This is a genomic window from Lysobacter dokdonensis DS-58 (assembly GCF_000770795.1).
GTDB classification, from domain to species: domain Bacteria; phylum Pseudomonadota; class Gammaproteobacteria; order Xanthomonadales; family Xanthomonadaceae; genus Noviluteimonas; species Noviluteimonas dokdonensis.
In genome coordinates this window covers 20689-46038 of sequence record NZ_JRKJ01000017.1, presented here as the reverse complement: position 1 = coordinate 46038, position 25350 = coordinate 20689, and the positions used below count along the sequence as shown (strand labels likewise).

At 68.1% G+C, this 25350-nt stretch carries 24 protein-coding genes and 1 pseudogene; 14 read left to right on the top strand and 11 right to left on the bottom strand.

Annotated elements, in window-relative coordinates; genetic code table 11:
* Positions 1-2 precede the first annotated feature (2 nt).
* Positions 3-965 (bottom strand): glutathione synthase, encoded by a 963-nt coding sequence (gshB, locus tag LF41_RS11045; RefSeq protein WP_036169629.1) that lies wholly within the window; start codon positions 963-965, stop codon positions 3-5.
* A gap of 201 nt (positions 966-1166) precedes the next feature.
* Between gshB and pilG the strand changes: the two genes are divergently transcribed.
* The 5 genes and pseudogenes from pilG to LF41_RS17385 all read left to right on the top strand — a co-directional run.
* Positions 1167-1562 (top strand): twitching motility response regulator PilG, encoded by a 396-nt coding sequence (gene pilG / locus LF41_RS11040; protein WP_036169627.1) that lies wholly within the window; start codon positions 1167-1169, stop codon positions 1560-1562.
* Positions 1563-1583: 21 nt separating this feature from the next.
* The gene (locus tag LF41_RS11035) at positions 1584-1949 is read left to right on the top strand and encodes a response regulator (RefSeq protein WP_036169625.1); all 366 of its coding nucleotides are present in this window, start codon (positions 1584-1586) and stop codon (positions 1947-1949) included.
* Positions 1950-1962: 13 nt separating this feature from the next.
* Positions 1963-2514: a chemotaxis protein CheW gene (locus LF41_RS11030; protein WP_036169660.1), complete on the top strand. Its 552-nt coding sequence runs from the start codon at positions 1963-1965 to the stop codon at positions 2512-2514.
* 28 nt (positions 2515-2542) lie between these two features.
* Positions 2543-4549, top strand: a complete 2007-nt coding sequence (locus LF41_RS11025; RefSeq protein ID WP_036169623.1) for a methyl-accepting chemotaxis protein — start codon at positions 2543-2545, stop codon at positions 4547-4549.
* Positions 4550-4582: 33 nt separating this feature from the next.
* Positions 4583-7294, top strand: a pseudogene (locus tag LF41_RS17385) (Hpt domain-containing protein); the annotation flags it as partial.
* Between the two features lie 271 nt (positions 7295-7565).
* Here the strand turns inward: LF41_RS17385 and LF41_RS17380 are convergent.
* The gene (locus tag LF41_RS17380; protein ID WP_425599476.1) at positions 7566-8258 is read right to left on the bottom strand and encodes a pentapeptide repeat-containing protein; all 693 of its coding nucleotides are present in this window, start codon (positions 8256-8258) and stop codon (positions 7566-7568) included.
* A gap of 155 nt (positions 8259-8413) precedes the next feature.
* Here LF41_RS17380 and LF41_RS17375 point away from each other — a divergent pair, with 155 nt between their 5' ends.
* The 3 genes from LF41_RS17375 to LF41_RS11005 are packed head-to-tail and all read left to right on the top strand — an operon-like array spanning position 8414 to position 13006.
* Complete coding sequence (locus LF41_RS17375; RefSeq protein WP_425599475.1) at positions 8414-10786, top strand: response regulator; 2373 nt, start codon at positions 8414-8416, stop codon at positions 10784-10786.
* Entirely contained in the window at positions 10779-12491 is a 1713-nt protein-coding gene (locus tag LF41_RS16200) for a chemotaxis protein CheB (RefSeq protein ID WP_052116356.1), read from the top strand. Before LF41_RS17375 ends, LF41_RS16200 begins: the two co-directional genes overlap by 8 nt.
* An 11-nt stretch (positions 12492-12502) precedes the next feature.
* Positions 12503-13006, top strand: a complete 504-nt coding sequence (locus tag LF41_RS11005; RefSeq protein ID WP_036169620.1) for a chemotaxis protein CheW — start codon at positions 12503-12505, stop codon at positions 13004-13006.
* On the opposite strand, the gene LF41_RS11000 is transcribed toward LF41_RS11005, so the two are convergent.
* Together LF41_RS11000 and bioA are read right to left on the bottom strand one after the other, a co-directional pair.
* Complete coding sequence (locus tag LF41_RS11000; protein ID WP_036169619.1) at positions 13003-13734, bottom strand: 16S rRNA (uracil(1498)-N(3))-methyltransferase; 732 nt, start codon at positions 13732-13734, stop codon at positions 13003-13005. The genes LF41_RS11005 and LF41_RS11000 overlap by 4 nt on opposite strands.
* Positions 13734-15107: an adenosylmethionine--8-amino-7-oxononanoate transaminase gene (gene bioA / locus LF41_RS10995; protein WP_036169617.1), complete on the bottom strand. Its 1374-nt coding sequence runs from the start codon at positions 15105-15107 to the stop codon at positions 13734-13736. The genes LF41_RS11000 and bioA overlap by 1 nt, the downstream gene beginning before the upstream one ends.
* 17 nt (positions 15108-15124) lie before the next feature.
* On the opposite strand from bioA, the gene nudE reads away from it, so the two are divergent.
* From nudE to LF41_RS10970, 5 genes are read left to right on the top strand one after another with little or no spacing between them, the layout of a single operon-like run.
* Positions 15125-15682: an ADP compounds hydrolase NudE gene (nudE, locus tag LF41_RS10990; protein ID WP_036169615.1), complete on the top strand. Its 558-nt coding sequence runs from the start codon at positions 15125-15127 to the stop codon at positions 15680-15682.
* Positions 15679-16482, top strand: a complete 804-nt coding sequence (gene cysQ / locus LF41_RS10985; protein ID WP_036169653.1) for a 3'(2'),5'-bisphosphate nucleotidase CysQ — start codon at positions 15679-15681, stop codon at positions 16480-16482. Before nudE ends, cysQ begins: the two co-directional genes overlap by 4 nt.
* Positions 16479-17297, top strand: a complete 819-nt coding sequence (mazG, locus tag LF41_RS10980) for a nucleoside triphosphate pyrophosphohydrolase (RefSeq protein WP_036169613.1) — start codon at positions 16479-16481, stop codon at positions 17295-17297. The genes cysQ and mazG overlap by 4 nt, the downstream gene beginning before the upstream one ends.
* Positions 17294-17599, top strand: coding sequence for an Mpo1-like protein (locus LF41_RS10975; RefSeq protein WP_036169611.1), 306 nt, complete (start codon positions 17294-17296; stop codon positions 17597-17599). Before mazG ends, LF41_RS10975 begins: the two co-directional genes overlap by 4 nt.
* Positions 17600-17613: 14 nt before the next feature.
* Positions 17614-18498, top strand: a complete 885-nt coding sequence (locus LF41_RS10970) for a hypothetical protein (RefSeq protein WP_152599992.1) — start codon at positions 17614-17616, stop codon at positions 18496-18498.
* An 8-nt stretch (positions 18499-18506) separates the two neighbouring features.
* Here the strand turns inward: LF41_RS10970 and LF41_RS10965 are convergent, their stop codons facing one another.
* The 4 genes from LF41_RS10965 to LF41_RS10950 all read right to left on the bottom strand — a co-directional run bounded on the left by LF41_RS10965 (position 18507) and on the right by LF41_RS10950 (position 21420).
* Positions 18507-19928, bottom strand: coding sequence for a M28 family peptidase (locus tag LF41_RS10965; RefSeq protein WP_036169606.1), 1422 nt, complete (start codon positions 19926-19928; stop codon positions 18507-18509).
* Positions 19929-20013: 85 nt separating this feature from the next.
* Positions 20014-20424: a large conductance mechanosensitive channel protein MscL gene (gene mscL, locus LF41_RS10960; RefSeq protein WP_036169604.1), complete on the bottom strand. Its 411-nt coding sequence runs from the start codon at positions 20422-20424 to the stop codon at positions 20014-20016.
* A gap of 37 nt (positions 20425-20461) precedes the next feature.
* Positions 20462-21139, bottom strand: coding sequence for a fumarylacetoacetate hydrolase family protein (locus LF41_RS10955; protein WP_036169602.1), 678 nt, complete (start codon positions 21137-21139; stop codon positions 20462-20464).
* Positions 21136-21420, bottom strand: coding sequence for a hypothetical protein (locus LF41_RS10950; protein ID WP_036169601.1), 285 nt, complete (start codon positions 21418-21420; stop codon positions 21136-21138). Before LF41_RS10950 ends, LF41_RS10955 begins: the two co-directional genes overlap by 4 nt.
* Before the next feature lie 87 nt (positions 21421-21507).
* Here LF41_RS10950 and LF41_RS10945 point away from each other — a divergent pair, with 87 nt between their 5' ends.
* Positions 21508-21864, top strand: a complete 357-nt coding sequence (locus tag LF41_RS10945; protein WP_052116355.1) for a Rieske (2Fe-2S) protein — start codon at positions 21508-21510, stop codon at positions 21862-21864.
* Here LF41_RS10945 and LF41_RS10940 read toward each other — a convergent pair.
* The 3 genes from LF41_RS10940 to LF41_RS10930 are packed head-to-tail and all read right to left on the bottom strand — an operon-like array spanning position 21854 to position 25244.
* On the bottom strand, positions 21854-23680 hold the full coding sequence (locus LF41_RS10940; protein WP_036169648.1) for an SLC13 family permease: 1827 nt from the start codon (positions 23678-23680) through the stop codon (positions 21854-21856). The two genes, LF41_RS10945 and LF41_RS10940, sit on opposite strands and share 11 nt — an antisense overlap.
* 14 nt (positions 23681-23694) lie before the next feature.
* Positions 23695-24441 carry a tRNA (guanosine(46)-N7)-methyltransferase TrmB gene (trmB, locus tag LF41_RS10935; protein ID WP_036169599.1) on the bottom strand — a complete coding sequence of 249 codons (747 nt, stop codon included), beginning with the start codon at positions 24439-24441 and terminating at the stop codon, positions 23695-23697.
* Positions 24441-25244: a thiazole synthase gene (locus LF41_RS10930; RefSeq protein ID WP_036169597.1), complete on the bottom strand. Its 804-nt coding sequence runs from the start codon at positions 25242-25244 to the stop codon at positions 24441-24443. Before LF41_RS10930 ends, trmB begins: the two co-directional genes overlap by 1 nt.
* Between the last annotated feature and the right edge of the window lie 106 nt (positions 25245-25350).

Below are 25350 nucleotides of genomic sequence, written 5' to 3'. Positions count from 1 at the left end.
GGTCAACGCTTGGCGAAGGCCACCGCGGCGCGGCGCTCGATCGCGTCGAACAAGGTACCCGCGATGTTGATCCCGAACTGTGCGTCGAGTTCGCGGATGCACGTCGGGCTCGTGACGTTCACTTCGGTCAGGTAGTCCCCGATGACGTCCAGGCCGACGAAGACCATCCCGCGGCGGCGCATCTCCGGGCCCACCTGCGCGGCGATCCAGCGGTCGCGCTCGCTCAGCGGGCGGCCTTCGCCACGGCCGCCGGCGGCGAGGTTGCCGCGAAACTCGTCGCCCTGCGGGATGCGGGCCAGGCAATAGTCGATCGGCTCGCCGTCGACCAGCAGGATGCGCTTGTCGCCCTGCGCGATCTCCGGCAGGTACTTCTGCGCCACCGCCAGGTGCTTGCCGTTGGCGGTGATGGTTTCGAGGATGACGTTGACGTTGGGCTCGCCGGCGGCGACGCGGAAGATCGAACGCCCGCCCATGCCGTCGAGCGGCTTGACCACGGCCTGGCCCACTTCGGCCACGAAGGCCTTGAGCGCGGCCGAATCGCGCGAGACCAGCGAGGGCGGGCAGCACTGCGGGAATTCGAGCGAGCCGAGCTTTTCGTTGAGGTCGCGCAGGCCCTGCGGATCGTTGACCACCAGCGCGCCCGCGCGCTGCGCCAGGCCGAGGACCTGGGTGTCGTTGAGGTAATCGGTGTCGACCGGCGGATCGGTGCGCATCAGCACGACGTGGCCCGGACCGAGCTCGAACTGTGACGCGTCTCCCAGTTCGTAGTGATCTTTGTACGCATCGCGCACAGTCAGCGGCGCGGCCGTCGCGCCCGCGCGCCCGTCGCGCACCCACAGGCCGCCGGGCAGCACGTACCAGAGGCGATGGCCGCGGCGTTGCGCCTCGAGCAACATCGCGAACGTGGAGTCCTTTGCGATCTTGATCGACCCGATGGGGTCCATCACCACGACGACATCGAGCATGAGGGGCCTGGCGACAGCGGCAATTGGCGCCGGATGTTAGCAGGCGCGCACGTCCAACCCTCCCGGCTTGCGCGTGAATGCGGAACATCTTGAAATAAGCTGAATTTCCGCTTGACAGAGAACTACGGGGCTGGGATATAGAGTGTCCGCAGCGGCGCCGGGGAACAGGGGAGCGACGTGCGTTTCGAAGGGGATCCCGTGATGCAGGAAGACGCGACGACCAACCTCAGTGGCCTGAGGGTGATGGTCATCGACGACTCGAAGACGATTCGACGCACCGCCGAGACGCTGTTGAAGCGCGAGGGTGCGGAAGTCGTCACGGCGACCGATGGCTTTGAAGCATTGGCCAAGATCGCCGACAACCAGCCGCAAATCATCTTCGTGGACATCATGATGCCCCGCCTCGACGGGTATCAGACGTGCGCGCTGATCAAGAACAACCAGATGTTCAAGTCGACACCCGTGATCATGCTGTCCTCCAAGGACGGCCTGTTCGACAAAGCACGGGGTCGCATCGTCGGTTCCGAGCAGTACCTGACCAAGCCTTTCACTCGGGAAGAACTGCTCGACGCCATTCGCAAGCACGTCACGGCCTGAACCGGGGGGTAGGGCAGCAACATGGCAAGAATCCTTTTGATCGAGGACTCGCCGACCGATACGGCGGTCCTCACGCAGCTGCTCGAACGCAATGGCCACCAGGTCCTTGCGTCGCCCAGCGCCGAAGACGGCATCGCCGTCTGCAAGCGCGAGCTGCCCGATCTCGTCCTCATGGACGTCATCCTGCCCGGCATGAACGGGTTCCAGGCCACGCGCGCGCTGTCCAAGGACGCCGCGACGAGTGCCATCCCCGTGCTGATCGTCAGCACCAAGGGAATGGAAACCGACAAGGCCTGGGGACTTCGGCAAGGAGCCAAGGACTACATCGTGAAGCCGCCGCATGAGCCCAGTCTCATCGCGCGGATCAACGAACTGCTGGGTGCGTGAGGACATGGCCGTGATGACCGCTCCGCCGCAACTGCGCCCGTCGCCGTACGAAGTCATCGCCGACTACGAGCGCCGCAGCCTTTCGCACGTCGCCGGCCTGCCGGAACAGCTGGACGCACCGGGCCTGTGGCGCGGCGTCGGCTATCGCATCGGCAAGCACCGCCTGGCCTCCGGCTTCGACGAAGTCGTCGAAATCCTGCCGCTCCCGCCGGTCACCCCGGTGCCGGGCGCGCAGCCCTGGATGCTCGGCGTGGCCAACATCCGCGGCAACCTGCTGCCGATCGTCGACCTCAAGCAATTCCTGGAAGGCGAACGCACGGTGCTGCACGAAGGCCAGCGCGTGCTGATCGTGCGCCAGTCCGGCGGCGACGTCGCGGTGACCATCGACGAGTTGTACGGGCAGCGCTCGTTCGTCGATGAGCAGCAGATCGCCACGGACGGGCTGGCCGAAGGCCGTTATTCGCATTTCATCGACCGGGCCTACCGCCTGGGCGACCACCCGTGGGGCGTCTTCAGCCTGTCGCTGCTGGCCCGCACTCCCGAATTCCGACAAGCCGCGGCCTGAGCCGCATCGCAAGACATAGAGGTTCGACATGAGCACGATGATGGAAAAGGGCCGCAGCATCGGCACGACGGCGTGGATCGGCTTGCTGGTCCTCTCGCTGGTCCTGCTCGCCGGCAACACGGGCGTCGCGACCTACCGCAGCAGCCAGCTGTCGGGTGCGAACGCCAGCGCGGCGGGCCTGCAGGTGCTCTCGCAGCAGCTGGCGGTCCAGGGCCGTGAAGCGGTTTCGGGCAAGCCCGAAGCGTTCACCTCCTTCCGGCAGACGAAGTCGGAAATCGAGACGAGCGTGGCGCGCCTGCGCGACGGCTACGGCGACAAGGCCGGCGTGTCGAGCCCGATCGAGAAGGTCGCCGAAACGTGGGCCCCGCTCGGCCGCAGCGCCGACCAGGTGATCGGCGCCGAGAAGACGGTCGTCGAATTCGCCGGCCACGCCGACAAGTTCAACGCCAAGGTCCCGCAGTTGCAGGCGCAGCTCGACGAAGTCGTGCGCGCGATGTCGGCCGGTGGCGCACCCTCCTCGCAGGTGTACATCGCACTGCGCCAGGTGGTGCTCGCATCGACCATGGCCCAGCGCGTGACGCAGATCCGCGCCGGCGGCGCGACCGCCTCGCTCGCCGGTGACGCGCTCAAGCGCGATACCGACGTGTTCGAAAACGTCCTCAAGGGCCTGCGCGACGGCGGTTCGGCCAACGTGCAGAAGCTGACCAACGGCGCCGCCATCGGCGCGCTGAACCAGGCAGGCGTCCTGTGGACGGACATGAAGAAGGACCTGGACGCGATCCTCGCCGGTTCGGGCAACCTCTTCGCCGCGCAGTCGGCCGCCGCGGCCATCACCACCGGTTCGGACGCGCTGCTCGACGACAGCAAGAGCCTCTTCGACGCGCTGACCGCCTTCGGTTCGGTCAAGAGCACCAACCCGGTCGGCCACCCGCTGGTCAGCCTCGGCGCCGGTATCGCGCTGGTCGTCGCGCTCGGCGGCTTGTTGTTCTCCTTGTGGCGCCAGCAGCAGAAGCGCTTCGAAACCACGAAGGAACTCAACGACCGCAACCAGGAGGCGATCATGCGCCTCCTCGACGAAATGGGTTCGCTCGCAGAAGGCGACCTGACGGTAAAGGCGACGGTCACCGAAGACATGACCGGCGCGATCGCCGACTCGATCAACTTCGCGGTCGAGCAGCTCCGCAGCCTCGTGGCGACGATCAACGACACCTCGGTGCAGGTGGCCTCCAGCGCGCAGGAAACGCAGGCGACCGCCATGCACCTGGCCGAAGCCGCAGAGCACCAGGCGCAGGAAATCAACTCGGCCTCCGACAAGATCACGGAAATCGCGGCGTCCATCAACCAGGTGTCGCGCAACTCCGCCGAATCGGCGGACGTGGCGCAGCGCTCGGTGCAGATCGCGACCAAGGGCGCCGGCGTCGTGCGCCAGACGATCGCGGGCATGGACTCGATCCGCGACCAGATCCAGGAAACCTCGAAGCGAATCAAGCGCCTGGGCGAAAGCTCGCAGGAAATCGGCTCGATCGTCGAACTGATCAACGACATCTCCGAGCAGACGAACATCCTCGCGCTGAACGCCGCGATTCAGGCCGCCTCGGCGGGTGAAGCGGGCCGCGGCTTCGCGGTCGTCGCGGACGAAGTGCAGCGACTCGCCGAACGCGCGTCCAACGCGACGAAGCGAATCGAAACGCTGGTCCAGACGATTCAGTCCGACACCAACGAAGCGGTGAGCTCGATGGAACAGACGACCTCCGAAGTGGTCGCCGGTGCACGCCTCGCGGAAGACGCGGGTACGGCGCTGGGCGAGATCGAAAAGGTGTCGTCCGACCTGTCGAACCTCATTCAGGGCATTTCGACCGCAGCGCAGCAACAGTCCAGCGCCGCGTCGAACATCACCGCCACGATGAACACCATCCAGCAGATCACTTCGCAGACCTCGCAGGGCGCGAGCCAGACGGCCGAGTCGATCGGCAACCTGGCCCAGCTCGCTGCCGACCTGCGTCGTTCGGTCGCGGACTTCAAGCTGCCCGCGTAACACAACGCAGGCAGCTGCAAGGAATTTATCGGCATGACCGCGTTGCGCGACGCCATCGACACCACCACGCTCGGCTGGATCAAGCCGGAGATCGACGAGACCCTGCGCCAGGCGCGCAGGGACATCGAGGCCTTCGCCGAAGATCCTTCCGACACCAATTACATGCGCTTCTGCGCGAGCTTCCTGCACCAGGTGCACGGGACGCTGCGCATGGTGGAGCTTTACGCCCCGGCGATGGTCGCCGAGGAAATGGAGCGCCTCGCGCTCGCCCTCGTCGTCCCGCAAGGTGCGGTCGGCGCGGTGGCGGACCGCGATGAAGCCTGCGCTGCGCTGATGCGTGGCGTGGTGCTGCTGCCCGATTACCTCGAGCGCCTGCAGGGTGGCCACAAGGACATCCCGATCGTCCTGCTGCCGCTGCTCAACGAGCTGCGCGCCGCACGCGGCGAAACGGGATTGAGCGAAAGCGTGCTGTTCGCGCCGAACCTCGACCGCCCGCTGCCGGAAGACCTGCCCGCGCCGATGGCGCTGCCGCGCCAGAGCCGCCAGCTCATGGCGGGCCAGCAGTTGTCCTCGCTGCGCGATGCGCTCGCGCAGTGGCCGGAGGACGGTGCGCCGACCAACATCGGCGGCATCGCGAAGGCCATCGACGGTCTGCTCGAAAGCGCCGACCACGAAGCCACGCGCCGCATGCTGTGGGTCGCTTCCAGCGTCGCCACCGCACTGCGCGACGGCGCCCTCCCGGCGACCAAGGCGCTGCGCCAGGCGTTCGCCGGCGTCGAACGCGAAGCGCGCCACGTCTTCGAAGGCGATGGTTTCAACGCGCGTGGCGAACCCACGGCCGAGCCGACCCGCCAGCTGCTGTACCACGTCGCGCACAACGAGCAATCGCACAACGCACTCGATGCGTTGCGCAGCACGTTCGACCTGGCCGCGCAGATGCCGACCGAGTCCGAGCTCGCGCATGCACGCGGCAGTCTGAGCGGGCGCAATCGCGCGCTGCTGGACACCGTCGCCGCCGCGATCAAGGAAGACCTGCTGCGCGTCAAGGATTCGCTCGACCTGCACCTGCGCACCAAGCAGACCGGCGTATCCGACCTGCAGCCGCAGGTGGAAGCGCTGAGCCGCGTCGCCGACACGCTCGGCATGATGGGCCTCGGGGTCGCGCGCAACGTCGTGCTGCAACAGCGCGATGCGATGCACGACATCGTCGCGGGCAATCGCCCGGCCGACGAAGGCGCGCTGCTCGACATCGCCGGCGCCCTGCTTTACGTGGATGCCTCGCTCGACGACCAGGTCGCACGCCTGGGCCGCGCGGACAGCGAAGACGGCGACACCATCGGCGCCGAATCGCGCAAGGTGCTCGACATCCTGATCCGTGAGGCGATCGCCAACTTCGCCGACGCGCGACAGGCCTTCGTCGCGTTCGTCGAAACCAGCTGGGACCACTCGCAGCTGACCGACGTGCCGCGCCTGCTCGACGAAGTCGGCGGTGCGCTGCGCATCCTCGAATTGCCGCAGCCGGCCGAATATCTCACCGGCATCGGCCGCTACACCAACAACGAACTGCTCGCGCGCAAGCGCGTGCCGAACGGCCAGCAACTCGACACGCTCGCCGACGCGCTGGCCTCGATCGAGTACTACCTCGAAGCGCTGCGCGACAACCGTCCGAGCCGCGACGGCATCCTCGACATCGCGCGCCAGAGCCTGGAAACGCTGCGCTACTGGCCGCTGCCCGCCGAAGAAAAGGCGGACGCGGAAGCGCCGGCCGACATCGCGATCGAAACGCCGGCCGCCGAAGTCGAAGCGCCCACGGCGTTCGTCTCGACGCCGACCGAACCGGTTGCCGCCGCGCCGATCACGTTCGTCTCCGAAGCCACGCAGCCGGTCGTCGAAGCGCCCGCCGCCGCGACGGCCGCGCCCGTCGCCACCGGCGTTGCCGGCGGATTCGAAGCGACCAGCGACGACATCGACGACGAAATCCGCGAAGTGTTCCTCGAGGAATTCGAGGAAGAGATCGGCCATCTCGAAACGATGCTGCCCGCCTGGCGCGCCGCACCGGAAGACAACGAGAAGCTGCGTCCGATCCGTCGCGTCTTCCACACGCTGAAGGGTTCGGGCCGCCTCGTCGGCGCGAAGACGCTCGGCGAGTTCAGCTGGAAGATCGAGAACATGCTCAACCGCGTGCTGGACGGCACGCGCCCGGCAAGCCCCGCGGTCATCGGGCTCGTCGAGCAGGCTTTCTACACGCTGCCGCAGTTGCATGCCGCGCTGCGTGGCGAAGCGCCGCTGACCGCCGACCTGGCGGGCATCGAAGCCATCGCCGATCGCGTCGCCGCGGGTGAAGAAGCGACGTACGTCGCCTCCGCCGCGCCGGTCGTGTCCGAAGCGACCGCTCCGGTGGTCGAAGCGCTCGTCGAAGACACCATCGAAGTCGCCACGCCCGTCGTCGAGGACGAACCGACGATCGCCGCGAAGGTCGATCCGGTGCTGCTCGAAATCCTCGGCACCGAAGTCGGCGGCCACCTCGTCACCATCGATGCGTGGCTCGCGCAGGCGCAATCGCGCCCGATCGCCGCCAACGACGCGCTGCTGCGCGCGATGCACACGATGAACGGTGCGTTCGCGATGACCGAAGTCCCGGCCATCACCAACCTCACCGGTCCGGCCGAGACGTACATCAAGCGCATGCTCGCCGCGCACGCGGTGCCGACGGTGCAGGGCGTCGCCGCGCTTGCCGCGACGGCCGAAGCCATCCGCCGCACGGTCGAAGCGTTGCAGTCCGACGCCCCGCGCGTGCCGGTGTTCGAATCGCTCGCGCGCCAGGTCGCGGAACTGCGCGACTCGCTGCCCGAAGCGAAGATGCCGCTGCTGCCGACCGAGCCGGTCGAGCTGGAAGCGGCCGAACTCACGGGCGGCGTGGATCTGTCGGAGTTCACCGACCTCGCCGGCGACGCGCCGGTCGACACCGGCCTGCAATTGCAGGACGAACCGCTGGATACGCCGGTCGCCGACGACATCATCGTGTCGGAAGACCTCTCGGCGTTCCTCGATCTCGCGACGCAGATCCCGGTCGACAACGGCATGCCGGCCAACGCGCCGGAAGCCGAAGCCCTGGCCGAGTCCGATTTCGAAGAAATCGTGCTGGAAGAGATCGTGCTCGACGGCGAAGTCGAAGCACCGGCGTTCGACGCGATCGCGTTCGACGATGCGTCGATCGAATCGGTGACGCTGGAATCGCCGCAGGTCGAAACGATCGAGCTGGAATCGGGCGAAGCCTTCGACGCCGCAGCGATCGACGCGCAGGCCGCGTTGGAAGCCTCGCTGCTCGACGCCGAGCGCGTGGAAGCCGAACGCCTCGAAGCGGAACAGCGTCTCCAGGCGCTCGAAACCGCCGAACGCCTCGAAGCCGAGCGCATCGAGTTCGAACGCGTCGAAGCGGAAGCCGCCGAGGCCGAACGCCTCGCCGCCGAACTCGCCGAAATCGAGCGCCTCGAGGCCGAGCGCCTCGAGGCCGAACGCCTCGAAGCCGAACGCGTCGAAGCCGAACGCCTCGAAGCCGAACGCCTCGAAGCCGAACGTGCCGAAGCCGATCGCGCCGAAGCCGAACGTGTCGAAGCCGAACGCGCCGAAGCCGAACGCGCCGAAGCCGAACGCGCCGAAGCCGAACGTGCCGAAGCCGAACGCGTCGCGGCGGAAGAAGCCGAGGAATACGCGCGCCTCGAAGCCGAGTACGAAGCGCAGCGCCTCGAAGCTGCGCGCGCCGAAGCCGAAGCCGCGCAGTCGATCGCGCCGGTGGAAGAACCGGTCGCGGAAGCCGAACCGGAAGTCGAAGCCGAGCCCGAGTCCGAACCCGCCGTCGCGCAAATGCTCGCCGACGCGATGGCCGGCCACGGCGATCCGGACGAAGCGCTCGACATCACCGACCTCGACCCCGAACTCGTCGACATCTTCTGCGAAGAAGGCGGCGACCTGCTCGACCACTCCGACGGTCTGCTCGCGCACCTGCGCGAGAACCCGAGCGAGCGCGAACACCTGGTCGGCCTGCAGCGCGACCTGCACACGCTCAAGGGCGGCGCGCGCATGGCCGGCATCATGGCCGTGGGCGAACTTGGCCACGCGATGGAATCGCTGCTCGAAGCCGTGGTCGAACACCGCAGCGAACTCGGCCGCGACGGAATCCCGTTGCTCGAGCGCGGTTTCGACCGCCTGCATGCGATGGTCACGCGCGTCTCCGAGCGCCGCGCCATCGCGATGCCCGAGGCGCTGATCGCCGAATTCGATGCGCGCGCCAAGGGCCGCACGTACGAACCGGCGGCAGAGGTGTACGAGCGCCCGGTGCACATCCAGCCGAAGGCGGAGCTCAAGCCGCTGTCGGCGCCGATGGATTCGCAGCCGACGGGCGAGGACGACGACACCAGCGTGCGCGCCCCGCAGGAACAGGTGCGCATCCGCGCCGACCTGCTGGACCGACTCGTCAACTACGCGGGCGAAGTCGCGATCTACCGCTCGCGCCTGGAACAGCAGCTCGGCGCCTTCCGCGGCGCGATGGGCGAAATGGAGCAGACCAACGCGCGCTTGCGCGACCAGCTGCGCCGCCTCGACATCGAAACCGAAGCGCAGATCATCGCGCGCTACCAGCGCGAAGATACCGCCGACGCCACGTTCGACCCGCTGGAACTCGACCGCTTCTCCAACCTCCAGCAGCTCAGCCGAGGCCTCGCGGAATCCGCGGCGGACTTGACCTCGCTGCAGGGCTCGCTCGAAGACCTGACGCGCCAGTACGAAACGCTGCTGCTGCAACAGTCGCGCGTGAGCTCGGAACTGCAGGAAGGCCTCATGCGCACGCGCATGGTGCCGTTCGACGCGCTCGTGCCGCGTTTGCGCCGCGTCGTCCGCCAGGCGGCGGGCGAAACCGGCAAGAACGTGCAGCTCAAGCTCGAAGGCGCGCAGGGCGAACTCGACCGCAACGTCCTCGAGCGCATGACTGCGCCGCTGGAACACATGCTGCGCAACGCGGTCGCGCACGGCCTGGAAGCGCCGTCCGAGCGCAAGAAGCACAAGAAGAACGAAGAAGGCACGATCCGCATCGCGGTGCGCCGCGAAGGCTCGGAAGTCGTGCTGGAAGTCGGCGACGACGGCGCGGGCCTGAACCGCAACGCCATCCGCAAGCGCGCCGAAGAGCGCGGCCTGATCCGCAGCGATGCGGTGCTGGCCGACGCCGACCTCGACGCGCTGATCATGGAGCCGGGCTTCTCCACCGCCGACACCGTCAGCCGCCTCGCCGGCCGCGGCGTGGGCATGGACGTGGTGGCCAGCGAAGTCCGCCAGCTCGGCGGCGCGCTCGACATCAAGAGCCGCGAGGGCCAGGGCACGACGTTCACGCTGCGCCTGCCGCAGACGCTCGCGGTCACGCAGGCGGTGTTTGTCAAGATCGGCGAAACCACGTACGCGGTGCCGATCGCATCGGTGCGCGGCGTGGGCCGAATCTCGCGCGACCAGATCACCGGCGAAGAGAGCTACACCTACGGCGGCGAAGCGTACGGCCTGCACGATCTCGGCCTGCTCCTCGGCCACGCCGCGGCGAAGGCCGAAGGCCAGTTGCAGATGCCGCTGCTGCTCATCCGCTCGGGTGAACTGCGCGCGGCGGTCAGCATCGACCAGGTCGTCGGCAACCGCGAGATCGTGGTCAAGCCGGTGGGCCCGCAGGTCGGTTCGGTGCCGGGCATCTTCGGCGCGACCATCATGGGCGACGGCTCGGTCGTCGTGATCCTCGACGTCGCGCCGCTCGTGCGCCGACAGGCTTCGATGCCGCGCGACGTCGCGCCGCAGCCGCAGCCCGAAGCGCGCCGCGTCCCGCTCGTCATGGTGGTCGACGACTCGGTCACGATGCGCAAGGTCACCGGCCGCGTGCTGGAACGCCACAACTTCGAAGTCGCCACCGCGAAGGACGGCGTCGACGCGCTCGAGAAGCTCGACGAGCGCGTGCCCGACCTGATGCTGCTCGACATCGAAATGCCGCGCATGGACGGTTACGAACTGGCGACCGCGATGAAGGCCGACGCGCGCCTGCGCAACGTGCCGATCATCATGATCACCTCGCGTACCGGCGAGAAGCATCGCCAGCGCGCGTTCGACATCGGCGTGGAGCGTTACCTGGGCAAGCCGTACCAGGAGCACGAACTGCTCCGCAACGTCTTCGAACTGCTCGCCGAACAAGGTGGTCCGCGCAATGGCTGAGTCGTCCCCGCGCGTCGCGTTGCTCGCGCGCCCCGGTGAAGCCTGCGAACGCCTCCGCGCCGCCTTGCGCGACGCCGGCGGCGACGTGGTGATCGAGGCCGATCCGTCGGTCATCGATCCGCAGGCGCTGCGCATCGCGGGCGTGGAAACGGTGCTCGTCGCGCTCGACCCGGCGGTGGAAGACGCGCTGGAGAAGTTCGACGACGTACTGGCCGACCGTGCGATCGAAGTGATCTTCGACGAGGCCGACCTGGCCGCGCGCCGCGAAGGCTGGGACGCCGCCCGCTGGGTGCGCCACCTGGCCGCGAAGCTCCATCGCCACGACGACGTCCTGCCGCCGGGCCGCGAGCCCGACAGCGACCCGTTGCCGCGCGCCGCGCGCCTGGAAAAGCCGGAAGACCGCCACGCCGACGCGGACATCGCGACGTTCGTGGCAGAAGCCGACGACCTGGTCGCGCACGTGCCGGCGGAAACGGCGATCGGCGAATCGATGATCGCCTTCGCGCCGGTCGAGGCGACGGAATCGAACGACGCGATCGATTCGCTGGAAGCACTCGAATTCGACATGCCGACGATCGACACGGTCGTCGCGATGCCGGAAGTGGAAGAGATCGTCGACATGCCGGTGGTCGAAGCCGCGCAGGAAGAGACCTTCTCGTTCGAGCTTCCGAATTTCGACGAAGCACAGATCGAAGTTCCCGCCGTTGCGACGGCCGCGGAGGTACAGGGTGAGGTTGCGTCGGAGTACGGCGCCCTTTCCTTCACCGACGACATCAACGACCTCGATTTCGCAGGCGACACGCCGGCCTTCGAATCGCCCGCGCCCGCCTTCCGCGAATCCACGCAGGACTTCGACGCGTTGCTGCGCGACCTCGGCAACGCGCCGAGCGAAACGCTCGACGCCGTCGACATGCCCATCGAGCTTCCCACCGTGCGCGAATTCGCGCCGAAGGAAGATCTCCCGAGCATGGGCTTCGACATCGCGCCGATCGACGCACCGCCCGCGCCGAAGCAGGCCGAGCGCGTGGTCAGCTTCCGCAACCTCTCGCTCGAAGACCTGACCGACGCACCGGCCGCGACGCCGCGCCTGGGCGAAGCGCCGGTGGCCGCGCAATTCAAGTCGAACCTCGATGCGCTGGAGAAGAAGATCTCTTCGCTCGCCATCGTCGGTTCGGGCGCCTCCAGCGACGACCACCACGGCGTGGTGCTCATCCTCGCCGGCATCGGCGGCCCCGATGCGGTGCGCCAGATCCTCACCGCGCTGCCCGCCGGTTTCCCGCGCGCGGTGCTCATCAGCCAGCGCCTCGATGGCGGCCGCTACGACCGCCTCGTGCAACAGATGGCGCGCGCGGCGATCCTGCCGGTGCACCTGGCCGACGGCGGCACGAAGATCCAGCCGGGCAACGTGTACATCGTGCCGCCGGATCTCGGCCTCGATGGCACGCATGGCCTGAGCTTCGCACAGGGCTTCTCGCTGCTCGACGCACTGCCGTCCGACGATTCGGCCGTGCTGATGCTCAGCGGCGCGGATCCGGCACTGGTCGATTCGGCCATGTCGCTCGCCGGCCGAGGCGCGCTCGTCGCCGGCCAGTCGCCCGATGGTTGCTACGACGCGGCCGCGCCGATGGCGCTCACCGCGCGCGGCGCGACCTCCGCGGCGCCCCAGGAACTCGTCCAGTCGCTGCTCCAGCGCTGGCCTGCTTGAGACCACACACGATGTCCAACGCAACCGCCGCGCAAGAGTCCCCGTCCAACGATATCCGGGGCGTGCTCATCCAGATCGCCGGCAATCGCCTGCTGTTGCCGAACGCGACGATCGCCGAGGTGATGTCGTACGCCGATCCCGAGCCGATCGCGAACACGCCCGACTGGTTGCTCGGTCGCATCCGCTGGCGCGGCTGGCAGTTGCCGCTGATCGCGTTCGCGCGGCTGTCGGGCATCAGCGCCACCGAGGCCGGCGGCCTCGGCAGCAAGGTGATCGTGCTCAAGGCGCTGGGTGGCGATTCGAAGTCGCCGTACTTCGCGATGCTGACGCAGGGCTTCCCGCGCCTGGTCACGGTGTCGCGCGACACGGTCGTCGCCGATGCCGGCGAGTCCGACGAAACGCTGCCCGAAGGCGTGCAGGCGCGCGTGCTGTTGAACCAGGACCAGGCGTTGCTGCCGGACCTGGAGCGCGTCGAGACGATGATCGGCGAGGCGATCAAGGCCTCCGCGGCCTAAGCGAGATCCCCGAACCGCGCCTGCAACGCCGCGATCGCGGCGATGCCGGCGGTTTCCGTCCGCAGGATCCGCGGGCCCAGTCGCAATCCCTTGAACCCCGCTGCGTGCAGCGTGGCGCGGTCGCGTTCCGACCAGCCGCCTTCCGGGCCGACGGCGAGGACGCAGGCCCCCTCGATCGCGGGCGTGGTCGCGATGGTGTCGGTGGCTTCCGGGTCGAGCAGGAAGCGATGCGGCGTCTCCAGCGATTGCACCGCGTTCGCCAACGGTTGCGCGGCCGCCACTTCCGGCACCACCGCGCGACCGCTCTGTTCGCATGCCGAGACGACCACGCTGCGCCAATGCGCCACGCGCTTCACCGCGCGCTCGGGCTCGAGCTTCACCTCGCTGCGGTCGCTTTGCACGGGCAGGACGGTGGCGACGCCGAGTTCGGTGGCCTTCTGCAGGATCCAGTCCATCTTCTCGCCGCGCGCGATGCCCTGCACGAGGGCGATGCGCAGCGACGATTCATTGTCGACGGCGCGACGTTCGCCCACCTGCGCTTCCACGCCGCGCTTGTTCGCCGCGGTCAGCGTCGCCGTGTGTTCGCCGCCGTCGCCGTTGAACAGCACGCACGCATCGCCCTCCTGCAGGCGCAGGACGCGGACGAGGTGGATGGCCGCATCCTCCGGCAGCGCGACGCGCGCGCCCGGCTTGAGCGGCAGGTCGACGTACACGCGCGTGGTGCGCATCAGGCGGCGTCCTTGGTGGCGTGGAGGATGGCCTCTCGCGTGGCATGCGCGAGCAGCGTGAGTTGTTCATCGTCGACGCAATACGGCGGCATCCAGTAGAGGATGTCGCCGAGCGGGCGGAGTACGACGCCGAGTTCCAGTGCCTTGCGATACGCATGCAAACCGACGCGCGAGGCGCCGTCGAACGGCGTGGCCTTGTCGCCGTCTCTCGTCAGTTCGAACGCGAGGATCATCCCCGCCTGGCGCGCATCCGCCACGTGCGGCAGTTCGGCGATGCCGTTGGCGAGTTCCGTCATGCGTCCGGCCGTCGCGCGATTGCGCGCGAGCACGTCGTCTTCGTCGAAGATCGCCTGCGCTCGCAATGCCGCCGCGCATGCCAGCGGATTGCCCGTGTAACTGTGCGAATGCAGGAAGGCGCGTTCGCGGGAGTCGTCGAGGAAGCCGTCGTAGATCGCCTGCGTGGCGAGCACGGCGGCGAGCGGCAGGAAGCCCCCGGTCAGGCCCTTCGACAGGCAGAGCAGGTCCGGCTGGATGCCGGCCTGCTCGCACGCGAAGCGCGTGCCGGTGCGGCCGAAGCCGACCGCGATTTCGTCGGCGATGAGGAACACGCCGTGCGCGTCGCACAGTTCGCGCACGCGCTTGAGGTACACCGGATCGTGCATGCGCATGCCGCCGGCGCATTGCACGCGCGGTTCGAGGATCAGTGCGCAGACCTCGTGTCCGTGCCGCTCGAGGATGTCGCGCAATTGCCGCGCGGCCAACTCCGCGCGATCCACCGCCGTCTCTCCGTCGCGTGCGAGATACGCATCGGGCGAGGGCGCGAAGATCGCCTCGGCCAGCAAGGGCGCATACACGCGCCGATACAGGGGAATGTCGCCGACTGCGAGCGCACCGATGGTTTCGCCGTGGTAGCCGTTCTCCAGCGCGATGAATTTGGTGCGCTGCGCCTGCCCGCGATTGCTGAACCAGTGGAAGGCCATCTTCAGCGCGACTTCCACGCCCGCCGAGCCGTTGTCGGCATAGAAGACCTTCGACAGCGGCGCGCGGCCCGGTTCGCGCGGCGCCAGCGCGAGCAGGCGTTCGGCGAGGGCGACGGCGGGTGCGTGCGTGAAGCCGGCGAGGATCACCTGTTCGAGCGTGCCGGCCTGTTCGGCGATGGCACGCGCGATGCGCGGCTCTGCGTGGCCGAAGAGGTTGGTCCACCAGCTCGACACCGCGTCGAGGTAACGGCGCCCGTCCATGCCGACCAGCCACGCCCCCTCGCCGCGTGCGATGGGCACCAGCGGCAGCGTGTCGGGGTGCTCGCGCATCTGCGTGCAGGGGTGCCACAGCACCGCCAGGTCGCGCGCTATCATCGACTCGAAGCTGTCCATTCGTACATTCTGCGTCCATGACCCGTCGCCTGCCCACCATCCACGGCATCACCGAGCACGACGCCGGCCCCTGGCGCATGGAGCGCCTCGACCTGGAGTTCGGCAACGGCGAGCGCCGGCGCTACGAGCGCCTTCACGGGCGCGGCCACGGCGCGGTGATCGTGGTGCCGATGATCGACGCCGACACCGCCCTGCTGGTGCGCGAATACGCCGCCGGCGTGCACCGTTACGAGCTCGGCCTCGTGAAGGGCCGCATCGACGCCGGCGAGACGCCCCTGCAGGCGGCCGACCGCGAATTGAAGGAAGAAGCCGGCTACGGCGCGCGCTCGCTGGAGGTGCTGCGCACCATTTCGCTCGCACCGACCTACATGAGCCACCAGACGCACCTGGTGCTCGCACGCGACCTGTACGAAGAACGCCTGCCCGGCGACGAGCCCGAGGAACTCGAAGTGGTGCCCTGGAAGCTCGACGACCTCGACCAACTGATCCTCCGCGAGGAGTTCTCGGAAGGGCGTTCCATCGCCGCCTTGTTCGTCGTGCGCGAATGGCTGCGCACGCAGGGCGCGGGCGCATGATGAAAATCGACGAGACGCTGCGCGAAGGCGCGATCGCGCTGGCGCAACAAGCCGCCGTCGCGATCCTGCGCATCTACGAGTCGGCCTTCGATGTCGAACGCAAGGCCGACCAAAGTCCGCTCACCGCGGCGGACCTGGCCGCGCACCGCATCCTCGTCGAGGGCCTTGAGGCGCTGACGCCCGATATCCCGGTGTTGTCGGAAGAAGCCGCCGAAGACGCGACGTGGAACGTGCGCCGCGATTGGCGCCGCCTGTGGCTCGTCGATCCGCTCGATGGCACGCGCGAATTCGTCAAGCGCAACGGCGAGTTTTCGGTGAACCTCGCGTTGATCGAAGACGGCGAAGCGATCTTCGGTGTCGTGCAGGCGCCGGTGACCGGCGATCTGTGGCATGCCACGCGCGGCGGGCCTGCGTTGCATCGTCGTGGCGCGGGCGAAATCGCGATCAACGCGCGGCGTCCCGCGACCGCGCCGTTGCGCGTCGCGGCGAGCCGCTCGCATCGCGACGAGCGCACCGACGCCTTCATCGCGAAACTCGGGCCGACCGAGCCGCTGAGCCTGGGCTCTTCGCTGAAATTCTGCCGCCTCGCCGACGGTGGGCTCGACGTCTATCCGCGCTTCGGTCCGACCAGCGAATGGGACACGGCCGCCGGACAAGTGGTGCTGGAAGCGGCGGGCGGGATGGTCGTCGATGCGAAGGGCCGCCCGCTGCGCTACAACCAGCGCGAAACACTGCTCAACGGCGACTTCCTCGCACTCGGCGATCCGCAACTGCCGTGGCGCGAGTGGATGGGCGCATGAGCCGGCCGACGATCGAATCGCTGCTGCAGATCATGGCGCGCCTGCGCGATCCCGACGGCGGTTGTCCGTGGGATCTCGAACAGACCTTCGCCACGATCGCGCCGTACACGGTCGAAGAAGCGTACGAGGTCGCCGATGCGATCGATCGCAAGGATCTGCACGGCTTGCGCGACGAGTTGGGCGATCTGTTGCTGCAGGTCGTCTTCCACGCGCGGATGGCGGAAGAGCAGGGCGCGTTCGCGTTCGGCGACGTCGTCGCGGCCATCTGCGACAAGATGGTGCGCCGGCACCCGCATGTGTTCGCCGACGAACAGGTCGGTGATGCGAAGGCGCAGACCGTCGCGTGGGACGAGCACAAGCGTCGCGAGCGCGATGCGGCCGGGCACGACGATACGTCCGCGCTCGCCGGCATCGCGCGCGGGTTGCCGGAATGGCAACGCGCGGTGAAGTTGCAGCACAAGGCGGCGAAGGTCGGCTTCGACTGGCCCGGCCCGGCGCCCGTCATCGAGAAGTTGCACGAAGAAATCGACGAGGTGCGCGCGGAATTCGACGCGGTCGCCGCCGATCCCACCGACGCGTTCGCGCGCGATCGACTCGAGGACGAGATCGGCGACCTGCTGTTCGTGTGCGCGAACATCGCGCGACATGCGAAGGTCGATGTCGGGTCCGCATTGCGGCGCGCGAACCTCAAGTTCGAACGCCGCTTCCGGTTGATGGAAGTGATGGCGGCGGCCGAAGGCATTCATTTGTCGACGCTGCCGCTCGACGCGCAAGACGCCTACTGGAATCGCGCGAAGCGGGAGGAAGGCAAATGAGCGGTCGGTTCTCGAGCTTCCGCGAGTTCTATCCGTTCTACCTCGGCGAGCATGCGAACCCCACGTGCCGGCGGTTGCACTTCGTCGGCAGCTGGGGCGTCCTGCTGCTGGCTGCCGTCGCGATCGCGACGCGCAATGCATGGTGGCTGCTCGCAGCACTCGTGTGCGGCTATGCCTTCGCGTGGGTCGGCCACTTCTTCTTCGAACACAACCGGCCGGCGACGTTCAAGCACCCGCTCTATTCGTTCGTCGGCGACTGGGTGATGTTCGCCGACATCCTGCGGGGACGCGTCAAACTCTGACCCAGGAGTCGAGCATGCCTTCCAAGCGCTTCGTGCCAATCCTTGTGGCGTTGCTTGCGTGCTCCGTGGCGGGCTGCGTGACGACGCGAAGTGCGGCGCTCGGGGTGAAGAAAGGCGAGCAGGTCGTGCTGGCGACACAGGGCGTGGTGTACACGTGCGACACGTGGCGGAACACGCGCGAACTCTGGTCTTCCGGCGCAAAACCCGCGACCTGCCTGAAGCCTGCAGCCGACGCTTACTCGACCGATACGATCCAGGCGCGCATCCCGGCCGGCGCCCGATTCAAGATCATCGGCATCAAGAACATCAACGGCTTCGACTCCGCGAACTTCGAATTCCTCCTGCAAGCGGAGCAGGGCGGCGAGGTCCTGATCGTCGAGGACTCCATGTTCTTCGACCTGGCCGGCATCGTTCCGCGCGCGCCGGATCGCCCTGCGCGCAGCGGCGTGGCCGACAACTTCGTCTGCATGATCGACGAGAGCGTGGCCGACGAGAAGGACAAGCTCTTGCCCAATGGACGGGTGACGCAGCCTTACTCGCCGATGCACTGGCAAACGTATTGGGACGATCGTGCTGACGCCCTGGGCCGCGAATCGTTTGCTTACGAACGCGCGCGGGGATACGCCGGCCCCTCCGCCAGGACGCTGATGCTGTACGCACTGCAACAGCGGCGGGAGTACGGCTTGCCCGACCTCGTGCCGCAAGCGCGGAACGTTCCGTTCGTCTCGTCGTTGTACGCGGAGCTGGGGCACGACCCGCGGACTTCGTGCGAAATCCTCGATTACCCCAGTCCGGTGTGCACGCTCGGGCCGGCGCAGCGGCCCGTCGCGATGGAGTTTCGGCGCGAATGCGGGGTGGCGCCCGACAAGGCCTTCGCCCCGAGGCCGCTGGCTCGCTAGGGCCGCGCTTATTCGCGCGGCGGCGTGACTTGCTTCGGCTCGCTGCCGAAATCGCCTTGCGCATCCGCGGCGAGATACGCGAACACCGCATATGCCGCGACATTCTGCGCCAGCGCCTTCGGATCGATCTTGTCGAGCGTGTCGTCCGGCGTGTGGTGGTAGTCGAAGTAATCCGTGCCGTCCTGGCGCAACGCGGCCCATGCCAGGCCGCCCGCGGCCATCGGACTGATGTCGGGGCCCGGACCGCCTTCGCCCGGCGTGTAGGCGATGCCGAGCGGTGCGAGTACGTCGGCGATCTGCTTCACCGCGCCGAGCGCGCGTTCCGGCGCACCGGTGCTGAATGCATAGATGCGGCCGGCGCCGAAGTCGCTTTCCGCGGCGATCTGGTGCTTGCGCACGTCCGCCCCGTGCTTGAGTGCGTACGCGCGGCCGCCGTGCAACCCCTGCTCTTCGTTGGCGAAGGCGACCACGCGGATCGTGCGTGCCGGGCGCTGCTTCATGTCGCGGATCAACTTGCCCGCGCCCATTGCGATGGCCACGCCCGCGCCGTCGTCGATCGCGCCGGTGCCGAGGTCCCACGAATCCAGGTGGCCGCCGATCACGACGACTTCGTCGGGCTTGGTGCGCCCGCGGATTTCGCCGATGACGTTCTGCGAGGTGTATTCGCCGGTCCAGCCGCAATCGAGCGCAACGCGCACGCGGATCGGCTTGCCCAGTGCGACCAGGCGCGAGAGTTGCCCGGCGTCCGGTGCCGACAACGCGGCCGACGGAATCGGCGTCAGGCCGTCTTCGAAACGCGTGATGCCGGTATGCGGATTGCGGTGCGAATCGGTGCCCGCCGAACGCATCAGGTACGCCGACGCGCCGGCCTTCACCGCCGCCGAGGGGCCGCGCCCGCGGATCTGCGAGCCCATGCCGTAACCGCTGCCGTCCTTCGCGCGTTCCATCGGCACGTCGATGAAGGCGATCTTGCCCTTGAGCGAACCGGCGGGGGCTTCCTGCAACGATTTCAGATCGGCGAAGCGCACGACCTCGCCTTCGACCGTGCCACCCGGACTGCCGCCGAGCGCAGTGAGCGTGAGCGGTTGCGCGTGATCGCCGAGCACCTGCGCGTGTTCGCTCTTGCGCTCCCACTTGGGGAAGGTGACCGGCTCGGTCCACACCTTGTCGTAACCGAGCGCCTTGAACTTCGCCACCGCCCAGGCGACCGCACGCGCATCGGCTTCGCTGCCCGCCATGCGCGGACCGACTTCGGTGGTGAGCGATTCGACGATCTTGTAGCCGGTGTCGTCGGCGACGGCCTTGTCGCGCAATTGCGCGGCGTGCTGGAGCGAGGCTTGCGGGATGGTGGTCGTGGCAGGCGAGGCGGCCTGCGCCGCTGCGATCGACGTGGCGAGTACGGCGGCGAGCATCGTCGGGACAAGGCGCATTGCGGAACCACCCCTGCTTGCGGAAAGACGTCGAGCGTAGCAGCCGACCCCTGCGTGGCAGGGGTGCCGCTGGTCATGCCCGATGTCAGATGCTTCGCGTTTTCAGCGAATCGCGGATTTCGCGCAGGAGCACGATGTCTTCGGGCGTCGCCGCTTCCGGGGCGGGTTCGCGCAGGCGGTTGTAGGCCTTGAGCACCAGGAAGATCACGAAGGCGATCAGCACGAAGTCGATCGCGCTTTGCAGCACCAGCCCGTACTTGAACGCCACTTCGGGCGTGATCACCTTGCCGGCCGCGTCGGTCGCGGCGGGCGTGACGACGTATTTCCATGCCGCGACGCTGGTGCCGCCGGTGATGAGCGCGATGATCGGCATGACGAGGCCGTCGACCAGCGCGGTGACGATCTTGCCGAATGCCGCGCCGATGACGACGGCGACCGCGAGGTCGACGACGTTGCCGCGAGCGATGAAGGACTTGAACTCGGAGAACATGCCCATGCGCTTGGCTCCCCGGCGACAGGCCGGCGAGGGCAGGTTAGCGCAGGGGCGGGGCGATGCGGCCTTCGAGGACCAGCACGTCGTCGAGGCGGGCCGTGAAGGCGTCCCCGGGCTGCAGCGGGCCGACGCCGGCGGGCGTGCCCATGAAGACGAGATCCCCAGCCTTGAGCGTGTAGAGCTTCGAGAGCTCGCCGAGGATGTCCGGCACGTCCCAGATCAGCTGGTCGAGCGTGGAGGCCTGGCGCTGCGTGCCGTTCACCTCGAGGGAAATGCGGCGCGGCGCGAGTGGTTCGATCTCGCCGGCGCGGACCAGTTCGCCCACCGGTGCGGAGAAGTCGAAGCCCTTGCCCGTGTCCCACGGCAGGCCCTTGGCCTTGGCGGCCGATTGCAGGTCGCGGCGCGTGAGGTCCAGGCCGATGGCATAGCCGAAGACGCGCGCGCCTTCGCCGAGCGCGACGACGAGTTCGACTTCGTGGTGCAAATCGTTGGTGCCCGGCGGATACGGCACGACGCCATCGAGGACGACGGCATCGGCGGGCTTGTGGAAGAACACCGGCGTGCCGCGTTCGGCTTTCGATGCGGGCACCGCGGCGCCCATTTCCTTCGCGTGGTCGGCGAAGTTGCGGCCGACGCAGTAAACGCGACGCACGGGGAACGTGCCGCCGCCGCGCACCGGGATGCGCACCGGCGCGGCAGGCGCGATCACGTCGCTCATGCGGAGGGCAGGGCGTGTTTGTCGCGGACGACGCGGTATTCGGCGTCGACGATGCTCGGATCGCGCTGCACGCGCGCGGCGCTGCGCGACTTCCACAGCTTGATCAGCAGGCCCGCCGAAATCATCGCGGCGCCGACGACGACGCTCACCGCGACGAGCGCGACGAGCAACGCCACGCCGACGAGCCCGAACAACACGCGCAACCACGCGCGACGCGGCTTGCGCGGCGCGAAGGCGTTGCGGAACGCGGTGGAGTCGAAGCGGTGCGTGAAAGCGATCATCGTCGGGGGCCGTGACACAATGCGGCGGTGCCGGGGCGGCGAGTATCCGGCGCCCTTCCGGGAAGCGTGTGAGGACTTCGTTAAATCGTGACCGCGGCCGATGAACAACACGACGCACTGCTCCGTCTCGACCAACTCGAAGACGGCGCGCTGTGCGAGACAGAGGCCCGCTTCGAGGGCAACGACGCCGAATCCCTGATCCTGCTGCGCGAAGGCGACGACGTGCGTGCCTGGCTCAATGTCTGCCCGCACGCGGGACGCCGGCTGGATTGGGCGCCGGGACGTTTCCTGAAGGACAAGCAGGGGCGCCTGGTGTGCGCCGTCCACGGCGCCACTTTCGAGTTGGAGCGCGGCGAATGCGTCGCGGGCCCATGCCGGGGCGCCGCATTGCGCACAGTTCCCGTCGTCGTGGACGCCGGCGTCGTGCGCCTGCTCAGAACATGATGTTGACGGCCGCGACGATCACCACGAGATAGATCAGCGACAACGGCGCGCCGAGCCGCCACAGATCGCGCGGTTGGTAACCCGCCGGGCCGGTGATCATCGACATCACGGGGTTGGAAGCGGTCATGAAGTTGTTCGACGCCGACATCGCGACGAGCAACGCGAACGCCGTCGGATTACCGCCCGCCGCCAATGCCAGGTTGATCGCCATCGGCACCATGATGATCGTGGCGCCCACGTGCCCGATCACGAGCGAGAACGCGGTCGTCAGCGCGCACAGCGCGATCTCGACGATCACCAACGGCAAGTCCGCGGGCATCTGTTCGATCGTGTGTCCCGCGATCCATGCCGCCGCGCCGCTGGAATCCATCGCCCAGCCCAGCGGAATCAGGCACGCCATCACGAACACCGTGCGCCAGCTGATGGCGGCGTAGGCCTCGTCGATGTGCAGCACGCCGGCGACCAGCATCCCGGCGACGCCCGTCATCAGCGCGATCGACACCGGGATGCGCGTGGACAGCGCGAGCAGCATCGTCACCGCAAAGATGCCGATGGCGAGCTTGAACTTGTGCGGGCGCTGCTCGCCCTTCGGGTAGTCGGTGACCACCACGAAGTCCTTGTTTTCCGCCGCCTGCGCGAGGTCCTGCCAGATGCCGTGAAGCACGAGCATGTCGCCGGCGCGCAGCGCGAGCTGGCGGACGTTCTCGCGGTGCACGGTCTTGTCGCGGTTCACCGCGAGCAGGCTGATGCCGTATTGCTTGCGCAGTTGCAGCTCGGCCTGCGACTTGCCGATGTATTGCGACGTCGGCGGCACCACCGCTTCGGCGATGCCTGCGCGGCTCGGGTTGAACAGGTCGCCGAACGTGCGCAGCCGCGTGCTCATGCGCAGGAAATTGTTCTGCGCGAAATCGGCGACGGTCTGCCGCTCGCCCATCGCGCCGATCACGCTGCCGACCCAGATGCGCGCATCGGCGGGCGGGGCCAGGCGTGATTCGTTGCCCGTCTTCAGCGCGAGCAACAGCGGCGCGCCGCGCAATGCTTCGGCCTCGCCCAGGGACATGCCGACCAGCGGGCTGTCGGCGGACACGATGAGTTCGTAGACATCGCCTTCGATCCCGTACGCCTGCGCGAAGTAACTCTGCGTGCGCGCGGGCGTGACGCCACGGTCGATGTCGTACTGCTCCAGGCGCTTGTCGCCGAAGAAGCGGAAATACAGCAGCCCCGCGGCGAGCAAGGCCAGGCCGATGGGCATCGGCGCGAACATGTGCAGCGGTTCGAGCGTCGCCGCGCCCGAAGGCAGGTTGGCGTTGGACGAGACCAGCAGGTCGTTGAGCAGGATCAGCGGCGAGGTGCCGACCATCGTCAGCGAGCCGCCCATCACGATGGCCACGCACAGGGGAAGCAGGAACCGCGAGAGGGGCAGGCCCGTGCGCGAGCTCAAACGCGAGGCGACGGGCATGTAGAGCGCCATCACCGAGGGGTTCTGCATGAAGGAGGAGTTGAGGCCCGCCACCAGGTTGGTGAGCAGCAACAGGCGCTCTTCCATGCCTTTCGAGCGGCGCAGCAACCAGGCCGCGAGGCGGTTGAGCGCGCCGGTGCGGTCCAGGCCCGCGCCGAGGATCATCGTCGAGATGACGGAGATGACCGCGTTACCGGAGAAACCGCCGAACAGATCCTCCGGCGCGACCAGCCCGGTGAGCCCGAGCAACACGAGGACGACGAGCGCGACGACGTCCGCGCGGATGCGTTCGAACAGGAACATCACCATCGTGAAGCCCACCAGCCCGAGCACGAGCTTCATGTCGGTGGTGAGCATCAACGCGGTGTCGTTCACGCGTCCGTTTCCCCTTGGCTGCCGTCGTGCGGCACCTTGTCGTACAAAAGATCCCACACCCCATGCCCGAGCTTCTGGCCACGCGTCTCGAAGTGCGTCTGCGGACGCCATTCGGGGCGGGGCACGGCGCCACGCAGGCCGGCGCGGTTGGCCAGGCCCGGGGTCGCATCGAGCACGTCCCACATCTGCTCGGCATAGTCCTGCCAATCGGTCGCAAGGTGCAAGCGCCCCGTGGGCGCGAGCTTGCGCACGAGCAGCGCGGCGAACTCCGGATTCACCAGGCGGCGCTTGTTGTGGCGCTTCTTGTGCCACGGGTCGGGGAAGTAGATGCGGACTTCGTCGAGCGAGGCGTCGGCGATTTCGTTGACCAGCACTTCGACTGCGTCGTGGTGGTACAGGCGGACGTTGCGCGCATCGTCCGCGGCGAGCGCGTTGAGCAGGCGGCCGACGCCGGGGGCGTGGACTTCGATGCCGATGATGTCGCGCGTCTTGTCCAGCGCGGCGGCGAAGCGCAGCGCTTCACCGTTGCCGAAGCCGATTTCCAGCACGCGCGGCGCGTTGCGGCCGAAGGCGGCATCGAAATCGCGCGGCGTGCCGGCGTAGTCGAGGCCGAAGCGCGGCCACTGTTCGTCGAACGCGCGCTGCTGCGCCGGCGTGAAGCGCCCCTGCCGCAGCACGAAGCTGCGGACCTTGCGCACGCCCGGTTCCTGCGTGAAGGGCTTCTTGTCGACCGGCTCGGACATCAACCGATCAGGCCGTCGATCGGGCTGGACGCCGAAGCGAACCGCTTGCGCGGGATGCGGCCGGCGCGGAACGCGGCGCGGCCGGCCTCGACGGCGAGCTTCATCGCGTGCGCCATCAACACCGGATCCTTCGCGCCGGCGATGGCGGTGTTCATCAGCACGCCATCGCATCCCAGTTCCATCGCGATCGCGGCATCCGACGCGGTGCCCACGCCGGCGTCGACGATGATCGGCACCTTCGCGTTCTCGACGATCTCGATCAGGTTGTACTTGTTCTGCACGCCCAGGCCCGACCCGATGGGCGCGGCGAGCGGCATCACCGCCACGCAGCCGATTTCCTCCAGGCGCTTGGCGAGGATCGGATCGTCGGAGGTGTAGACCATGACGTCGAAGCCGTCGGCCACGAGGCGTTCGGCGGCCGCGAGCGTCTGCACGACGTCGGGATACAGCGTGCGCGCATCGCCGAGCACTTCGAGCTTCACCAGCTTGTGACCGTCGAGCAATTCGCGCGCGAGGCGGCACGTGCGCACCGCATCGTCGGCGGTGTAGCAGCCGGCGGTGTTGGGCAGCAGCGTGAAGCGGTCGGGCGGCAGCGCATCGAGCAGGTTCGGCGCATTCGCGTCCTGCCCGAGGTTGGTGCGGCGGATCGCGACGGTGACGATTTCCGCGCCGGCTGCATCGGTGGCGCGGCGGGTTTCGTCGAAGTCCTTGAACTTGCCCGTGCCGGTCAGCAGGCGGGAACGATAACGGCGGCCCGCGACGACAAGCGTGTCGTCGGCCGCGAAGGCGGGGGTGTCTTGCATCCGTGAATGGTAACGCCGTTCGTCGGTCAGGGCGCCCCGGAAGTCGCGAATCGTGGGGATTTGCGCGATCGGTGTCCTGTGTTCACCGGGTGCCGCGTAAGGCTGG

Excerpts from the sequence above, each read along its gene's own strand:
- gshB (WP_036169629.1), bottom strand. The coding sequence starts at position 965 with ATGCTCGATGTCGTCGTGGTGATGGACCCCATCGGGTCGATCAAGATC.
- pilG (WP_036169627.1), top strand. The coding sequence starts at position 1,167 with ATGCAGGAAGACGCGACGACCAACCTCAGTGGCCTGAGGGTGATGGTC.
- LF41_RS11035 (WP_036169625.1), top strand. The coding sequence starts at position 1,584 with ATGGCAAGAATCCTTTTGATCGAGGACTCGCCGACCGATACGGCGGTC.
- LF41_RS11030 (WP_036169660.1), top strand. The coding sequence starts at position 1,963 with ATGACCGCTCCGCCGCAACTGCGCCCGTCGCCGTACGAAGTCATCGCC.
- LF41_RS11025 (WP_036169623.1), top strand. The coding sequence starts at position 2,543 with ATGAGCACGATGATGGAAAAGGGCCGCAGCATCGGCACGACGGCGTGG.
- LF41_RS17375 (WP_425599475.1), top strand. The coding sequence starts at position 8,414 with ATGCTCGCCGACGCGATGGCCGGCCACGGCGATCCGGACGAAGCGCTC.
- LF41_RS16200 (WP_052116356.1), top strand. The coding sequence starts at position 10,779 with ATGGCTGAGTCGTCCCCGCGCGTCGCGTTGCTCGCGCGCCCCGGTGAA.
- LF41_RS11005 (WP_036169620.1), top strand. The coding sequence starts at position 12,503 with ATGTCCAACGCAACCGCCGCGCAAGAGTCCCCGTCCAACGATATCCGG.
- LF41_RS11000 (WP_036169619.1), bottom strand. The coding sequence starts at position 13,734 with ATGCGCACCACGCGCGTGTACGTCGACCTGCCGCTCAAGCCGGGCGCG.
- bioA (WP_036169617.1), bottom strand. The coding sequence starts at position 15,107 with ATGGACAGCTTCGAGTCGATGATAGCGCGCGACCTGGCGGTGCTGTGG.
- nudE (WP_036169615.1), top strand. The coding sequence starts at position 15,125 with ATGACCCGTCGCCTGCCCACCATCCACGGCATCACCGAGCACGACGCC.
- cysQ (WP_036169653.1), top strand. The coding sequence starts at position 15,679 with ATGATGAAAATCGACGAGACGCTGCGCGAAGGCGCGATCGCGCTGGCG.
- mazG (WP_036169613.1), top strand. The coding sequence starts at position 16,479 with ATGAGCCGGCCGACGATCGAATCGCTGCTGCAGATCATGGCGCGCCTG.
- LF41_RS10975 (WP_036169611.1), top strand. The coding sequence starts at position 17,294 with ATGAGCGGTCGGTTCTCGAGCTTCCGCGAGTTCTATCCGTTCTACCTC.
- LF41_RS10970 (WP_152599992.1), top strand. The coding sequence starts at position 17,614 with ATGCCTTCCAAGCGCTTCGTGCCAATCCTTGTGGCGTTGCTTGCGTGC.
- LF41_RS10965 (WP_036169606.1), bottom strand. The coding sequence starts at position 19,928 with ATGCGCCTTGTCCCGACGATGCTCGCCGCCGTACTCGCCACGTCGATC.
- mscL (WP_036169604.1), bottom strand. The coding sequence starts at position 20,424 with ATGGGCATGTTCTCCGAGTTCAAGTCCTTCATCGCTCGCGGCAACGTC.
- LF41_RS10955 (WP_036169602.1), bottom strand. The coding sequence starts at position 21,139 with ATGAGCGACGTGATCGCGCCTGCCGCGCCGGTGCGCATCCCGGTGCGC.
- LF41_RS10950 (WP_036169601.1), bottom strand. The coding sequence starts at position 21,420 with ATGATCGCTTTCACGCACCGCTTCGACTCCACCGCGTTCCGCAACGCC.
- LF41_RS10940 (WP_036169648.1), bottom strand. The coding sequence starts at position 23,680 with ATGCTCACCACCGACATGAAGCTCGTGCTCGGGCTGGTGGGCTTCACG.
- trmB (WP_036169599.1), bottom strand. The coding sequence starts at position 24,441 with ATGTCCGAGCCGGTCGACAAGAAGCCCTTCACGCAGGAACCGGGCGTG.
- LF41_RS10930 (WP_036169597.1), bottom strand. The coding sequence starts at position 25,244 with ATGCAAGACACCCCCGCCTTCGCGGCCGACGACACGCTTGTCGTCGCG.